Source organism: Kocuria rosea subsp. polaris (assembly GCF_001483755.1).
Classification (GTDB): domain Bacteria; phylum Actinomycetota; class Actinomycetes; order Actinomycetales; family Micrococcaceae; genus Kocuria; species Kocuria cellulosilytica.
On sequence record NZ_LQBK01000004.1, the window covers coordinates 222129 to 236945 of the forward strand.

Consider the following 14817-nt stretch of genomic DNA (forward strand, 5'->3'; position numbering starts at 1 on the left):
TGCCATACCTAGCGCTGCTAGGGTTCAATACCTAACAGAACTAGGTATAGGAGGCGCGATGCGCATCGACAAGGACCTGGTCGCCGCCTCGGCCACCCCGCTCGTGCTGGGGATCCTGGCGGACGGCGACCTGTACGGCTACGCGATCCTCAAGCGCGTCAGCGAACTCTCCGGCGGCTCCATGCAGTGGACCGACGGCATGCTCTACCCCCTGCTGCACCGGCTCGAGCGCCTCGGCTACGTGTCCTCCTCGTGGGGCACGTCCGAGGCCGGGCGCCGGCGCAAGCACTACGCGATCACGCCGGCGGGCCGGGCCGCGCTCGCCGACCGGCAGGAGCAGTGGACCGTGGTGGCGGACGCGCTGCGGCAGGTGTGGCAGGCCGCGCAGCAGCCGCCGGCCACGACGGAGAGGTGGGCGTGATGGAGCTGCACGCGGAGCGGGAGGCCCAGATCGGGCGGTGGCGCGGCTACGTCCAGCGCCGCCAGGCGATCTCCCCGGCCGACGTCGACGAGCTCGAGGACCACCTGCGCGAGCAGGTCGCGGACCTGAGGGCCACCGGGCTCGACGACGACGAGGCCTTCCTCGTCGCGATCAAGCGCATGGGCAACCTCGACGCCGTCTCGCACGAGTTCGCCCGGGAGCACTCCGAGCGGCTGTGGAAGCAGCTGGTGCTCGTGCCCGAGGACGCCGGGGACGCCGGCGCGCCCTCGTGGCGGGAGCTGGGGATCGTCCTGGCGCTCGCAGTCGGCGCGGGGCTGGCCGTCCGGGCCGGCATGGCCTGGTCCGGCGAGGAGGCGGTGCTGGCCCGCAACCTCGGCCTGCTCGTGCTGCCCTTCCTCGGCGCGTACTTCGCGTGGAAGCGCCGGCTCACCGCCCGCGTGCTGGTGGGGCTGCTCGTCCCCTTCGCGGTGCTCGCGGTCGTGCTCAACGTCTACCCCTTCGCTCCCGGCGGGTCCACGGAGCTGCTCGCCGCCCTGCACGCCCCGGTGGTGCTGTGGCTGCTGGCCGGAGTGGCCTATGTCGGCGGGAGGTGGCGCTCCGACGGCCGGCGGATGGACTTCGTCCGGTTCACCGGCGAGCTCGTGATCTACTACACGCTCCTGGCCCTGGGCGGGGCGGTGCTGGTGGGGCTCACGTTCGGGGCCCTGCAGGTCGTCGGCATCGACCTGGAGCCGGTGATGGAGGACTGGATCCTGCCGTTCGCGGTGCCCGGGGCGCTCGTCGTGGCCGCGTGGCTGGTCGAGGCCAAGCAGAACGTCGTGGAGAACATCGCTCCCGTCCTCACGCGCGTGTTCACGCCGCTGACCATCGTCATGCTGCTGGCCCTCCTGGCGGTGCTCACAGCGGCCGGCGGGCTGGTCGACGTCGACCGCGGGCTGCTGATCCTCATGGACGCGATCCTGGTGCTCGTCCTGGCCCTGCTGCTCTACTCGATCTCCGCCCGGGACCCGCTCGAGCCGCCCGGTCTCTTCGACGGCCTGCAGCTGGTGCTCGTCGTCGCGGCGCTGGCGGTCGACGCGGTGATGCTGACCGCCATGCTGACCCGGATCGCCGAGTTCGGCTCCAGCCCCAACAAGATCGCCGCGCTCGGGCTGAACCTGCTGCTGCTGGTGCACCTGCTCCGGGCGGGCTGGCTGAGCGCCGGGTGCCTGCGGGGGCGGCGGCCGTTCGCCGTGCTGGAGCGCTGGCAGACCCGCTACCTGCCGGTCTACGGGGTGTGGGCCGCGATCGTGGTGGTGGTCTTCCCGCCGCTCTTCGGCTTCGCCTGACCGGCGGGCTCCCCGGGTGGGTGGTGGTGCGGACGGGGGCCTGCGCGTCCCGGTGGCAGGGGAGTCGCCCCCCGACGACTGACCGAACGGTCCGAGGCCCGCTGCCACCAGGACGGCGGCATCATGATCGACGTCCTGCCGACGGCCTTCCGGCCGGTCGCTGCGACGCGATCCTCACGCGGCGGCTCAGCCCCCCGGCTGACCACCTGCGTGATGCGTCAATACTAACAGCGGGTTACTACCTGATCGATCCATGTCCTGTCCACAGTTGCGCCGACTTGCCCCGGGCCCCTCCCCGGGCTCTCTTCTCCGGCCTCCCTCATCGGGGCTCCCGCCCCGGCTCAGGCGGTGCCCCACGGCCGGTGCGTGAGCCCGTGGGCGCCCCGGTAGTCCGGGGAGGCGGGCTCGGACCAGCCCTGCAGCAGCTCGTCGTCGAGGGCGTGGACGGTCACGGCCAGGGGGTGGCAGATCTCGACGGGGTCGGTGACGCCGGGGCCGAACATCGGCTTGGACAGGTCCCCGCCCGGGCACGTGGAGAGCGCCACGAGCAAATCCTGCTCGGCGAAGAACTCGAAGTGGTCGCCGGGAGCGGCCGGGCAGGTCTTCATGAAGTACTGGTCGTCGGCGTTGAGCCCGGTGCACTGGAAGACGTTGAGCACGTCGTGGACGTCGAACTCGGTGAGGCCCCAGGGCAGCACGGCCCGGACGAGGTTGGAGTGGCAGTGGTAGTCGAAGTCCACGCCGTTGAGCATGCTCGAGACGTAGGGATCGCACCGGGTGCCGAGGGTGTCGTGCACGCGCCCGCCCTCGGCGTCGACCCCGTAGCCGGCCAGGGTGTCGCCCACGATCGTGGCCATCGGGCGCAGGAACGGCAGGGTGGACCACAGCCGGTCGAAGGTGCTCACGTGGGCGGCCTGCAGCTGCCGGGTGCGGGAGGCCCAGAACCGTTCCCGGGGGTCGTGCCGGTTCCAGAGATTCAGGTCCCCCACCTGGGGGCCCTCCACGGTGGCGATGCGGCACACGTGCCCGGCCGGCACCTCCCACGCCGCGCCCGAGCGGATGGGCACGGTCAGCTCCCGGACCAGGGTGCGCCGGTCCGTCTCGGCGCCGATGCGCCCGTAGAAGTCCCGGTCGACCTCGAGGGCCGCGCCCTGGTAGGCGGCCTGGGTGAGTCGCGGGTCGGGGTTCGGTGCCATGGGGTGTCCTTGCCTGCCGGGTGGGGATCGCCGGGGCGTGACGACGACGGCCGTGCTCGCCGGGGCGCTGTCCGTTCTGCTCCGACCCTAGCAACCGTGACCCCGGCGCCCGAGAGGCCTACAGTCGGCCCCAGGGGCACAGCGGTGCCCGCAGCGGAGGAGGCCACCATGACCGAGTCGTCGGAGACCGCCGGCGGACTGCCGTCCGTCTGGATGCAGGACCTCACCTGGGAGGAGGTCGCCGGCTACCTCGAGCGGGAGCGGATCGCGCTCGTGCCCGTGGGCAGCACCGAGCAGCACGGGCCCGCGGGCGTGCTGGGCGTCGACTCCTACGTGGCCATCACCCTGGCCGAGGACGTCGCCCAGCGCACCGGCGTCCTGTGCACGCCGCCGATCTGGTACGGGGACTCCACCCACCACGCCGGGTTCCCCGGGACGCTCAGCATCTCGGCCGGGACGCTCTCGCTGCTGGTCCGCGACATCTGCCGGAGCCTGGCCCGGCACGGGTTCGACCGGATCGTGCTGATCAACGGGCACAAGGGCTCCAACCTGCCCGCGCTGACCACCTCGCTGCGCGAGCTGCACGAGGAGCAGCTGCCCGGTGTGCTGTTCGCCGTGGCCGACCCGCTGCACCTGGCCCGCTCCGCCGCGCCCTCCATCAAGGAGGTGAACGAGCACCACGCCGGGGAGCTCGAGCTCTCCCACGTCCACCACCGGATCCCGGGCTCCGTGCGGACCGACCGGCTCACCGGCGCGGGCGTGGACTTCCAGCAGGTCTTCGGCGGCTTCGTGGGCGACGACCTGTTCGGGCCCGCCCCCGACGGGGTGGACATCATCTGGTCCGGCGACGAGCAGCGGCGCTTCACCCCGACCGGCAGCTTCAGCTCCTCCCTGGGCCTGGACGAGGACAAGGGGCGCCGCTACCACGACCACATCGTGGCCCGCCTCTGCGAGCTCGTCGACTGGCTGCGGAGCTACGACGGGCCCGTCGGCGCCGGCCCGGCCGCCTGACCGCTCTCGCCGCCGGGGCGGGCACCGGCCGGCGCCCACCCCGCTGAGCGGGAGCGGTCCGCTCCAGAACTTCCGGAGCAGCCCGCGAGTCCTTCCTCCGGGACGGCACGATCGGCCCGGAGAGCGGTCACAGCGCCCAGATCTCCTCCAGCCGTTCGGCCCGCTCCCGGCGCGCCTGCAGCGCCTCCTCCATCGGCACCGCCCGGAACCGGGTCACCGTGCCCGGGGCGGCCCGGGCCAGCAGGTCCATGTCCGCGGAGATCACGGTGCCCACCATGGCGTAGCCGCCGCCGGAGACCGCGTCCCGGTGCAGCACGATCGGCTGGGTGCCGCCGGGGACCTGGATGGAGCCCACGGCGTAGCCGGCGTCCACGATGTTGGAGGGGTCCGAGCCGGCGCCGAAGGGCTGCTCCCGCTGGATCCACTCCACGCCGGGGCCCTCGAAGCGCAGGCCCATGCGGTCGGCCACGGGGGTGAGCCGCCACTCCTCCTCGACCAGCCGGCGCCGGCCCTCCTCGGTGAGCAGGTGGTCGTAGAGGCCCCACATGATCCGCAGCTCCAACGACCTCCCGAAGGCGGGCCGGAGGCGCTCCGGGATCTCCTCGACCTCGGGCAGCAGACCGGTGGGCTCGCCCACGGGCACCACGTCCCCGGCCTCCAGCTTCCGGCCCTCCACCCCGCCCAGCCGCCCGATCGCGTAGGTGGAGCGTGAGCCGAGCACCTCCGGCACGTCGATGCCGCCGCGGACCGCCAGGTAGAAGCGGGCGCCGCCGCGGAGCACCCCGAACCGCACGGCGTCCCCCGCCACGAGCTCGAGCCGCCGCCACGCCGGGTGCTCCTCGCCGTTGACCAGCACGGGGACGTCCGCGCCGGTCACCGCGACCGTCGTCGGGGCGTCCACGGTGAAGGAGGGTCCCGTGTAGGTGCACTCGAGCACGGCCTCGGCCGCGGTGTTGCCGACCAGCTTGTTCGCCGCCTGCGCGGACTCCTGGTCCATGGCCCCGCCCTGCGGGATGCCCACGTGGTAGTACCCGATCCGCCCCTGGTCCTGGACGGTGGTCAGCAGTCCGGGCTGCTCAATCGTCAGCGCCATCGAGGGCCTCCAGGAGGGTGCGGTTGTAGCGGTCGGGATCGGCCAGCGCGGCCTCGACGTCGAGGGTCACGGGCGCCTGCCGGTACCGCCAGGTGCCGTCCTCGACCTGCTGCTGGATGGAGCGGTACTCGGCCTCGTCGACGGGCCGGAACTTCACGAGGTCCCCGGGTCTGAACAGGATGAGGAAGTCCCGGAAGTCGTGCAGGACCTGTCCGGGGTCGTAGATGGGGGCGGCGGCGATGCCGAACATCTGGTAGCCGCCGGCCCCGCGGACCGAGTAGATGCAGGCGAAGCAGCCGCCGTGCCCCACGGTCAGCGGAGGGGTGTCGGTGCGGGGGCTGAGGTACTTGGGCACCTCGAGCTGCCGGTCACGGGGCACGAGCTGGTACATGAACGGCAGCCCGGCCACGAACCCTACCATGGACACCAGCCACGGGGACTCGTGGTGGCGCCGGATGAACTCGGCGGCGTCCGCGAGCCCGTTCACCTTCGCGGCGTAGTCGAGGTCGGTGCCGGAGGGATCCTGGTGGTAGCCCTCCCGGAAGCGCGCCACGACCTCGGCGGTGTAGGGGTCCTGGTACCAGACGGGGACCTCGATGATCCGGGTCTCGACGGTGTACTGCGTGGACTCGCGGGCCCGGCCCTCGAGCTCCTGGGTGCGGCGCTTCAGGTCCGCGGCCTCGAGGACGTCCGGGTCGAAGCGCACCAGCAGGGACGCGTTGGCGGGGCAGACGTCCACCACGCCGGGCAGGTCCAGCGCGGTGAGCCCCTGCGCCACAGTGGTGGCCAGGTAGTTGGCGGTGAGGTTCATGGCTTCGTCGAACTCCACGAACAGGAACTCGTCACCGCCCCACGTGTACCGGGCGGTGGGCAGGTACAGGGTCTCGGTCATGGTGCGCTCCCCTCGTCGGGTGTGTCGCCGGGAACGCCGCTGGGCCGGTCGCCCAGCAGCTCGGTCTCGATCCAGGTGGTGTGGTGCGCCACGGCTGCGAACTCCGGGTCCAGGACGAGCCGCCGCAGCAGCGGCACCGTGGTCCTGATCCCCTCCACGTGCGTGGCGGCCAGGGCCGCGCCCATCCGCTGCACGGCCGTCTCCCGGTCCTCGGCGTGCACGATCAGCTTGGCCAGCAGGGAGTCGTAGTACGGGGCCACGACGTCCCCGGCGCGCACACCGGTGTCCACGCGGTACTCGGGTCCCTCCGGCCAGTCGAGGCGGCTGATGGTGCCCGGGCTCGGCATGAACTTCTTCTCCGGGTCCTCGGCGTTGATCCGGCACTCCACGGAGTGCCCGTCGAGGACGACGTCCTCCTGCCGCAGCCGCGTCCGCCCGGTGGAGGCGATCGTGAGCTGCTCGGCGACCAGGTCCACGCCCGTGACGAACTCGGTGACCGGGTGCTCCACCTGCAGGCGGGTGTTCATCTCGATGAACGCCGCCTCGTGCCGGACGGGGTCGTAGAGGTACTCGACCGTGCCCACCCCCGTGTAGGAGCAGAGCCGGGCCAGGTTCACGGCGGAGTCCCGGATGCGCTCGCGGACCTCGTCCGGCAGGTCCGGGGCGGGGGCCTCCTCCACGATCTTCTGGGAGCGGCGCTGCAGGGAGCAGTCGCGGTCGCCCAGGTGCAGGAACGTGTGCCCGTCGCCGAGGACCTGGACCTCCACGTGCCGGGCCCGCTCCACGAACCGCTCCAGGTACACCGTGGGGTCCCCGAAGCTCGCCCCGGCCTCGGAGCGGGCGGTGTCGACGGTCCGCAGCAGGTCCTCCTCGGCGCGGACCAGCCGGATGCCGCGCCCGCCACCGCCGGCCGAGGCCTTGACGACGAGCGGGTAGCCGACCTCCCGGGCCAGCGCCAGGACGGCGTCGTCGTCGCCCTCGAGGGGACCGTTCGAGCCGGCGAGGACGGGCACTCCGGCCGCGATCGCGGCCTCGAGCGCCCGGGTCTTGTGACCCATGAGGTCGATGACGTCGGGGGACGGGCCCACCCACGTCAGCCCGGCCTCCTGCACGCGCCGGGCGAAGGCGGCGTTCTCGGAGAGGAACCCGTAGCCGGGGTGCACCGCGTCGCAGCCGTGCTCCAGGGCGGCGGCCACGAGCGCCTCCGCGTCCAGGTAGGACTTCTGCGCCGGGGCGGGCCCCACCACGGCCACCTCGTCGGCGAGCTCCGCCGCCAGCGACTCCCGGTCCGCCTCGCTCACCGCCAGGACGGTGCGCAGGCCCAGCTCCCGGGCCGAGCGCAGGATCCGGACCGCGATCTCGCCCCGGTTGGGCACCAGGAGCGTGGCGATCGGCACGGCTCAGCTCTCCGTGACGACGGCGATGACGTCCCCCGGGTTCACCATGTCGCCGTCCTCCACCTCGAAGGCCCGGAGCGTGCCGGCGGTGTCCGCCTGGACCTCCGAGAACTGCTTCATCACCTCGATGAGGCCGATGACCTGCCCGGTCTCCACCGGGTCGCCGTCCCGTACGAACGGGTCCTTGTCGGGGGAGGGGCGGCGGTAGAAGACGCCGGGCAGCGGGGACTGGATCTCGGCCATGGTGCGGGTCCTTTCGGTCGGGTCGGGTGACGAGGGTCGGGGAGCAGCGGGTCCGGGCGGGTCGGGTCAGGCGCCCGGTGCCGGGTGGGCGTCGATCGCCTCGCGGACGGCGCGGGCCACCGCGGGCGCGCCCGGGGCGTCGGAGTGCACGCAGACGGACTCGAAGCGCATCGGCAGCTCCGTGCCGTCCTCGGCCCGCACCACCCCCTCGGTCAGGGCCTGCGTCACCCGGTCGGCGGCGGCGCGCGGATCGGTGGCGTGGGGCGTGCGCTGGATGATCAGCCCGCCCTCGGCGTTGTAGTCGAGGTCCACGTAGAGCTCGGCCACGAACGGCACGCCCCGCTCGGCGCACACGGACTCGTGCGCGGTGCCGGCCATCCCGAGCACGTCCACGCCGTAGTCGGCGGCCACCGCCGCGACCGCCTCCATCAGCGCCGGGTCCTTGGCGACCATCCCGTAGAGCGAGCCGTGCGGCTTGAGATGGTGCAGGTCCGCCCCGTGCTGGAGCAGGAAGCCGGTGAGGGCGCCCACCTGGTAGCGGACCAGCGACTCGACCTCCTCCGCCGTGAGCACCATGGCGCGGCGGCCGAAGCCCCACTGGTCCGGCAGGGAGGGGTGGGCGCCGATCGCGACGTCGTGGGCCACGGCGGCGGCCACGGTCGCGGACATGATGTCCGGGTCCCCGGCGTGGAAGCCGCAGGCGACGTTGGCGAGGTCCACGATCTGCAGCAGCTCCGGGTCGTTGCCGAAGCGGTGCAGGCCGATCCCCTCGCCCATGTCCGAGTTGACGGTGGGCCGGGTGCGGGTCTCTGGTGTGGCCATGGTCACAGCCTAGGGACGCGGGGCGCCGGAGGGAACGATTCCGGAGCGCTCCCGGTGCGGGCGCGGGGCACGTGGGGGCCGTCACTGTGCTTTTCACCGAACACCTGTACAGTCATGACCAGTTGTTGAAGTTTCGTTCTTGCAGTTCAAGCAGTTCGCCCGACTCCGGGCGCAGCAGTTTTTCTGAGAAGACGTTTTGGCAGGCATCGCAACGCCCGAGCACCCCGATCGCCGGGGACGCTCCGTTTCCCAGAAAGACAGGTTCCCCATGACTACTGGCACCGTGAAGTGGTTCAACGCCGACAAGGGCTTCGGCTTCATCACCCCCGAGGACGGCTCCAAGGACGTGTTCGCGCACTTCTCCGCGATCAACTCCGGCGGCTTCCGCTCCCTCGAGGAGAACCAGCGCGTCGAGTTCGAGACCCAGGACGGCCCCAAGGGCCCCCAGGCCGCGAACATCACCGTCATTGCGTGATGACGCCCTGATCTCCTCGTGAGATCTCCGGCACGGGGCTGAGCGCCCCGCCGCCGACCTGACATCGCCACCCGGCTCCGGCCGGGTGGCGATGTTGCTGTCCGCCCCGTTCCGGCGCCGGGCCCCGGTCCCGCGACGTGGTTCCCGCGACCCGTTCCGACGACCCGTTCCGGCGCTCGTTCCGGCTGCCCGTTCCGGCGCTCCGGAGTAGGGTGCGCTCGAGCCGACGCAGCCGGGAGGAGGGGCCAGCATGCCCGAGGTCGAGGTGCAGCCGACCGCTGCCCAGGTCCGCCGCCTGCTCGAGGCCCAGCTGCCGCAGGAGCTGCGCGGGCTCCTGGACCGGTCCCTGACGCCGGTGGCGCAGGGCTGGGACAACGCGCTGTTCCGGCTCGGCCCGGCGCACGCGGTGCGCCTGCCGGTGCGCCGTGCCGCCGTCCCGTGCCTGCTGCACGAGGCGCGGTGGACGGCCGTGGCGGGCGCGCCGCTGGCCGCGCTGGGGATCGCCGTGCCCCGGCCGGTGTTCCGCGGCCGGCCCGGGGCCGGGTACCCGTGGCCCTGGGCGGTGGTCCGCTGGATCGACGGCGAGGCCGTGGCCACCCTCCCGGTGGCGCGCCGCGGCCGGCTCGCGGCGGACCTGGCGCACGCCCTGGCCGCGGTGCACCGGCCGGCTCCGGCGGAAGCTCCGCGCAACCCCCACCGGGGCGTCCCGCTCGGCGCACGGCTCCGCACCGCGCCGCCACCGTGGCCGGCGGCGGCCGCAGCCCTCGGGGACCGGCGGACCGAACGGCTCCGCGGCTTCGTCGACGACGGCCTGCGCGCCGCCCCGTGGCCCGGGCCGCCGGTCTGGCTGCACGGTGATCCCCACCCGTGGAACCTCGTGCACCGGGACGGGCGGCTGGCAGGTCTGCTCGACTTCGGGGACGTCTGCGCCGGGGACCCCGCGTCCGACCTCGCCGGCGCGTGGCTGGCCTTCGACGCGCCCCAGCGCGCCGCCTTCCGCAGGATCGCCGACACGACCGGCCGGTACGACGACGACGTGTGGCGCCGCGCCGCCGCCTGGGCCGCCCTCTACACGGCGGCGGTGGCCGCGAACCCCGGCGCCGGCCCGGACTTCGGCGCCGTGGTCCGGCACGCGGTGTCCCAGCTGGACCCGGACGCCTGAACCCCGCTGGATCCCCGGGCAGGGGTCCGAGCAGAATGGACGTCCCAGCCCACAGGGGGAGGTGCTCGATGGACGTGGTCATCGTGCCGACCGCGGCGGACGTCGGCAGGCACGCTGCCGACGTCGTCGCCGCCCGGATCGCCGCGCAGCCGGACACCGTGCTGGGGGTGGCCACCGGCTCGTCGCCGGTCGGGATCTACCGCGAACTGGCCCGGCGGCGGGCGGAGGGCTCGCTCGAGCTGGGACGGCTCACGTGCTTCGCGCTCGACGAGTACGTCGGCCTGGCGCCCGGCCACCCGCGCAGCTACGCCGCCTACCTGGACCGGGAGATCGCCCGCCCCTGGGGCCTGCCGTCCTCGCGGGTGCGGGTGCCCGAGGCCTCCCGCCCGGACCTGGCGGAGGCCGCCGAGGAGTACGAGCAGGCCATCGCCGCGGCCGGCGGCATCGACCTCCAGATCCTCGGGATCGGCACCAACGGTCACATCGGGTTCAACGAGCCGATCTCGTCGCTGTCCTCCCGCACCCGCGTCACGGCCCTGTCCGCGCAGACGCGTGCCGACAACGCGCGCTTCTTCGACGGCCCCGACGCCGTGCCCACCCACTGCCTCACCCAGGGGCTGGGCACGATCCTCGACGCCCGCCGGGTGCTCCTGGTCGCCCAGGGCGAGCGCAAGGCGGCGGCCGTCGCCGCGGCCGTGGAGGGGCCGGTGGCCGCCCGGTGCCCGGCGTCGGTGCTGCAGTTCCACCCGCACGCCACGCTGGTCCTCGACGAGGCCGCCGCGAGCGCGCTGACGCTCCCGCACCACCACCGTCCTGTCCCGGACCGGGGGGATGGGGCCGTGCCGGGGAGTCCCGCGGCCGCGTCATGAAGCCGGCCGGCGGCGTCACGATGCCGCCGGCCGGCCCCGGACGGCCGGTACCTCGGCGGTTCGCCCGGGCGAACATCACGATTCGGCCACTGACGGCGCGGCCGTGCCCGGCCTACGATGCGCTTGCAAACCAGCACTTCCAGAATCGAGGGGACACCATGAAGCACAGTGCAGCGGGCGCGGCAGTGGCGACGGCGATCGGGCTCGCGGCCCTGACCGCAGCACCGGCGGCGGCCGCACCGGGTGATCCGATGGTCTTCACCGACTGCGCCACGGCGGCCGGCTACGGAGTCCACAACATCCCCGTCGGCTCGGTCAGCTACAGCGCGAGCCTCGTCGACGACGACGGGGACGGCATCGTGTGCGAGAGCGCCGAGTGGACCTACGACCCGACCCGCATCCCCGTGGAGAACGAGTCGGGGGGATACACCCACACCATCGTCGACTGGATCCCCGGCGCGGGCCCCGGACCGGACGCCCAGCCCGGCGAGGTGCCCGGGGCGGACCCGTACACCCAGGTGGGCGAGGTCCCCGTGGGCGGCGCCGACACCGGTGCCGCCGTGCAGGACGGCGCCGCGACCGGTGGTCCCGCCGCCGCCGGCCTCCTGGTCCTGGGGGCCGCCGGCGCGGCGGTGGCCGTGCGCCGGCGCCGCGCCGGCCGGGCGTAGGGCGGCGGGGCCGGTCCTCGTGACGGTTCCGACCGCCGGCCGTCGCAGGGACCGCCTGGTCCCTGCGGCGGCCGCCCTCCTGCTGCTCAGCGGCTGCGCGGGCGGGTCCCCCGCGCAGCCCGCCGCCCCGCCGTCGTCCGCGTCCTCGTCGGTGTCCGCCCCACCGACGCAGACGCCGGCGCCCGCCCCGACGGCCGCTCCCGGCACGGCGGCTCCCGGCCCGGACGCCGCTCCGGCGCCGGAGGCCCAGCCGCCGGTGCTCGCGCAATCCGCGCCCGTGGCGGTGCGGATCCCCGCCGTGGGCGCCTCCTCCGGGCTGCTGCACCTGGGCCTGCGTCCGGACGGCTCCCTGGAGGTGCCGCCCACCCATCCCGGGGCCCCGGCCTCCTGGTACACTTCGTCGCCCACGCCGGGGGAGCGGGGGCCGGCCGTGCTGCTCGGCCACGTCAACGCCACCGGGGGCGGGTCCGGCGTCTTCGCGGGGCTGCGCGGCCTCGTCCCCGGCGACACCGTGGAGATCGACCGGGAGGACGGCAGCACGGCGGTGTTCGTCGTCGAGCGCGGGGAGCAGTACGCCAAGAACGCCTTCCCCACCCGGGCCGTGTACGGCAACACGGCGGGAGCGGAGCTGCGCCTGATCACGTGCGATGGCTACGACCCCGCCACCGGCCTGTTCGACGACAACTACGTGGTCTACGCACGGCTCGCCGCCTGATCCTCCCTCGATCTTTTCCGCGAGATCGCACCTGTCGGCGACCGCGGGCACCGAGGTCGCCGACAGGTGCAATCTCGCGGGTCCGTGGGCCTCGGACGGGACACGCCTCGTCCTCCCGGCGGAGGTGCGATCGCACACCGTGGGAGAGGATGGGAGGGCGCTCCCTGTGCCCTGTCCGTACCCCTTTTCCCGAAGGAGATCTCCATGAGCAACCCGTATCCCCAGCAGCCCGAGGACCCCCGCGGCGGCCCGCCGCAGTACCAGGCGTCCGGCGACCAGTACGGAGCCGGCCAGTACGGCGGCGGCCAGTACGGCGGCGGGCGCCCCGGCGCCGCCCCGCCCGAGGTCAAGCGGCTCCTGACCCTGACCCTCGTCTCGGCCGCGATCTACCTGGTCAACCAGGTGCTGGGGCTGATCACGACCTCGAGCGCGGACATGTCCGCCACGTACGAGCAGTCGGGCCTGACCCCGGAACAGATCGCCCAGACCCAGAGCGTGGGGGTGATCTTCTCCGTGGTCGTCATCGTGGTCGCCCTGGCCCTCTACGCCCTGGTCTACGTGTTCCTCAAGAAGGGCAAGAACTGGGCGCGCGTGCTGGGCATCGTCCTGGCGATCCTCAGCACGCTCGGGGTGCTCCTCGGGCTGCTGACGACCGCCATGGTCGGCCTCAGCGGCACGGGGATCATCGGGGCGGTCCTCGGGCTGCTGCTGGTCGTGGTCAACGTGCTGTGGCTCGTCACCGCGTTCAAGGCCCCGGTCAAGCACTGGTTCGCGCCGCCGCGCATGGCCTGATCCGCCCCGGCGCCCGCCGGGCGCCCCGCAGGACCCACCGCCACGCCGCCCGGCCCTCGGGGCCGGGCGGCGTGGCGCCGTCCACCGTCGGTCGTCCCCGGGGCCTGCGGGGGACGCCCTCCAGCGGTGCCGTGGTCCTTCGGGGGCCGGAGCCGGTCGGCGAGGGGCGGAAGCAGCCGCGGAGCGTCAGACCTATTCCGCGCCCACCTCGTCGGCGTTGCGGCGCTTTCCCAGGATCTTGGGCAGCACCGAGGGCAGGACGAGGACCGCCAGGGCCACGAGCAGCAGACCCACGGTCAGCGGACGGGTGAAGAAGACGGAGAAGTCGTTCTGGCTGATCGACAGGGCCCGCCGCATCTGGGTCTCCATCATGGGTCCCAGGATGGAGCCGATGATCGCCGGGGCCACCGGGAAGTCGTACACCCGCATGAAGAACCCGGCCACCCCGATCACGCAGACGATGAGCACCTCGACCAGACTGCCGGAGATCGAGTAGACGCCCAGCACGCCGAAGACGAGGATCCCGGTGTACAGCAGGGTCTTCGGGATCGAGAGCAGCTTCACCCACAGCTTCACCAGCGGCAGGTTGATCGCCAGCAGCATGAGGTTGCCGATGAACAGGCTCGCGATCAGGGTCCACACCAGGTCCGGGGAGTTCTCGAACAGCTGTGGGCCGGGCTGGATGTTGTAGATCTGGAAGGCGCTCAGGATGATCGCCGCGGTGGCCGAGGTGGGAATGCCCAGGGTCAGCAGCGGCACCAGCACCCCGGAGAAGGAGGCGTTGTTCGCGGCCTCGGGGCCGGCGACGCCTTCGATGGCGCCCTTGCCGAACTCGTGGCGGTGCTTGGAGAGCCGCTTCTCCAGGTTGTAGGACAGGAACGTGGGAACCTCGGAGCCGCCGGTCGGCATCGAGCCGAAGACGAATCCGAGCAGACCGCCCCGGATCCACGGTTTCCAGACCCGCTTGCGCTCCCCCTTGTCCAGCCAGACGCGTCCGGAGAACTCGACGGCCGCCTCGGCCTTGGCCAGCCGCAGCTGGGCCAGCCCGTAGAGCGCCTCCCCGACGGCGAACAGGCCGATCACCACGATGACGATGTCCACCCCGCCCAGCAGCTCGGGCATGCCGAACGTGAAGCGCTGCTGGCCGGTGAGGAAGTCGAGGCCGATGAGGCCGATGAACAGCCCGGCGAAGAGGCTGACCATGCCACGGATGATCGAGTTGCCCACCAGGGCGGTGACCGAGACGAACGCCAGCACCATCAGGGCGAAGTAGTCGGTGGCCTGGAAGGACTTGGCCAGGTTGGCCACGAGCGGGGCCAGGAAGGTCAGGCCCAGCGTCGAGATGATCCCCGCGAAGAAGGAGCCCATGACGGCGGTGGCCAGGGCGGGCCCCGCGCGGCCGGCCTTGGCCATGGGGTAGCCGTCGATGGCCGTGGCCACGGACCCGGCCTCGCCCGGGGTGTTCAACAGGATCGAGGTGATCGCGCCGCCGTACAGGGAGCCGTAGTAGATGCCCGCGAAGATGATCAGCGCGCCGGTGGGGTCGAAGCCGTAGGTCAGCGGCAGCAGCAGGGCCAGCGCCAGGGCCGGACCGATGCCCGGCAGCACGCCCACCAGCGTGCCGATGGTGACGCCGACGGCCGCGAAGAGCAGGTACTGCGGCTCCAGCGCGTTGGCGAAGCCGTTGAGCAGTTCGGAGAAAGCGTCCATGG

The 14817-nt window shown here is 73.1% G+C and carries 16 protein-coding genes; 9 read left to right on the forward strand and 7 right to left on the reverse strand.

The window, feature by feature from the left end; all coding sequences use genetic code 11:
- Positions 1–58: 58 nt before the first annotated feature.
- Positions 59–421, forward strand: coding sequence for a PadR family transcriptional regulator (locus AVL61_RS03455; RefSeq protein WP_058872951.1), 363 nt, complete (start codon positions 59–61; stop codon positions 419–421).
- Complete coding sequence (locus AVL61_RS03460) at positions 421–1770, forward strand: permease prefix domain 1-containing protein (protein WP_058873220.1); 1350 nt, start codon at positions 421–423, stop codon at positions 1768–1770. Before AVL61_RS03455 ends, AVL61_RS03460 begins: the two co-directional genes overlap by 1 nt.
- Positions 1771–2111: 341 nt before the next feature.
- Here AVL61_RS03460 and AVL61_RS03465 read toward each other — a convergent pair whose 3' ends face one another.
- Positions 2112–2966 carry an urea carboxylase-associated family protein gene (locus tag AVL61_RS03465; RefSeq protein WP_058872952.1) on the reverse strand — a complete coding sequence of 285 codons (855 nt, stop codon included), beginning with the start codon at positions 2964–2966 and terminating at the stop codon, positions 2112–2114.
- Positions 2967–3134: 168 nt separating this feature from the next.
- Between AVL61_RS03465 and AVL61_RS03470 the strand changes: the two genes are divergently transcribed.
- Entirely contained in the window at positions 3135–3977 is an 843-nt protein-coding gene (locus tag AVL61_RS03470; RefSeq protein WP_058872953.1) for a creatininase family protein, read from the forward strand.
- 127 nt (positions 3978–4104) lie between these two features.
- Here the strand turns inward: AVL61_RS03470 and AVL61_RS03475 are convergent, their stop codons facing one another.
- The 5 genes from AVL61_RS03475 to AVL61_RS03495 all read right to left on the reverse strand — a co-directional run bounded on the left by AVL61_RS03475 (position 4105) and on the right by AVL61_RS03495 (position 8424).
- A complete protein-coding gene (locus tag AVL61_RS03475) occupies positions 4105–5070 on the reverse strand; it encodes a 5-oxoprolinase subunit C family protein (protein ID WP_058872954.1) in 966 nt (321 codons plus the stop codon).
- Complete coding sequence (locus AVL61_RS03480; RefSeq protein ID WP_058872955.1) at positions 5054–5962, reverse strand: 5-oxoprolinase subunit B family protein; 909 nt, start codon at positions 5960–5962, stop codon at positions 5054–5056. The genes AVL61_RS03475 and AVL61_RS03480 overlap by 17 nt, the downstream gene beginning before the upstream one ends.
- Complete coding sequence (locus AVL61_RS03485; RefSeq protein ID WP_058872956.1) at positions 5959–7359, reverse strand: acetyl-CoA carboxylase biotin carboxylase subunit; 1401 nt, start codon at positions 7357–7359, stop codon at positions 5959–5961. Before AVL61_RS03485 ends, AVL61_RS03480 begins: the two co-directional genes overlap by 4 nt.
- Before the next feature lie 3 nt (positions 7360–7362).
- Positions 7363–7602: an acetyl-CoA carboxylase gene (locus AVL61_RS03490; protein WP_058872957.1), complete on the reverse strand. Its 240-nt coding sequence runs from the start codon at positions 7600–7602 to the stop codon at positions 7363–7365.
- A 66-nt stretch (positions 7603–7668) separates the two neighbouring features.
- Positions 7669–8424, reverse strand: a complete 756-nt coding sequence (locus AVL61_RS03495) for a 5-oxoprolinase subunit PxpA (protein WP_058873221.1) — start codon at positions 8422–8424, stop codon at positions 7669–7671.
- A 268-nt stretch (positions 8425–8692) separates the two neighbouring features.
- Here AVL61_RS03495 and cspE point away from each other — a divergent pair, with 268 nt between their 5' ends.
- The 6 genes from cspE (at position 8693) to AVL61_RS03525 (ending at position 13105) form a co-directional block, all read left to right on the forward strand.
- Positions 8693–8899: a transcription antiterminator/RNA stability regulator CspE gene (cspE, locus tag AVL61_RS03500; protein ID WP_058872958.1), complete on the forward strand. Its 207-nt coding sequence runs from the start codon at positions 8693–8695 to the stop codon at positions 8897–8899.
- A 250-nt stretch (positions 8900–9149) separates the two neighbouring features.
- Positions 9150–10061: a phosphotransferase gene (locus AVL61_RS03505; protein ID WP_058872959.1), complete on the forward strand. Its 912-nt coding sequence runs from the start codon at positions 9150–9152 to the stop codon at positions 10059–10061.
- 68 nt (positions 10062–10129) lie between these two features.
- The gene (nagB, locus tag AVL61_RS03510; protein ID WP_058872960.1) at positions 10130–10930 is read left to right on the forward strand and encodes a glucosamine-6-phosphate deaminase; all 801 of its coding nucleotides are present in this window, start codon (positions 10130–10132) and stop codon (positions 10928–10930) included.
- A 158-nt stretch (positions 10931–11088) separates the two neighbouring features.
- Entirely contained in the window at positions 11089–11598 is a 510-nt protein-coding gene (locus AVL61_RS03515; RefSeq protein WP_157571277.1) for an excalibur calcium-binding domain-containing protein, read from the forward strand.
- A 256-nt stretch (positions 11599–11854) separates the two neighbouring features.
- A complete protein-coding gene (locus tag AVL61_RS03520; RefSeq protein WP_231738267.1) occupies positions 11855–12313 on the forward strand; it encodes a class F sortase in 459 nt (152 codons plus the stop codon).
- A gap of 204 nt (positions 12314–12517) precedes the next feature.
- The gene (locus AVL61_RS03525; protein ID WP_058872962.1) at positions 12518–13105 is read left to right on the forward strand and encodes a hypothetical protein; all 588 of its coding nucleotides are present in this window, start codon (positions 12518–12520) and stop codon (positions 13103–13105) included.
- Positions 13106–13297: 192 nt separating this feature from the next.
- Here the strand turns inward: AVL61_RS03525 and AVL61_RS03530 are convergent, their stop codons facing one another.
- Positions 13298–14815 (reverse strand): tripartite tricarboxylate transporter permease, encoded by a 1518-nt coding sequence (locus AVL61_RS03530; RefSeq protein ID WP_058872963.1) that lies wholly within the window; start codon positions 14813–14815, stop codon positions 13298–13300.
- Positions 14816–14817: the final 2 nt, after the last annotated feature.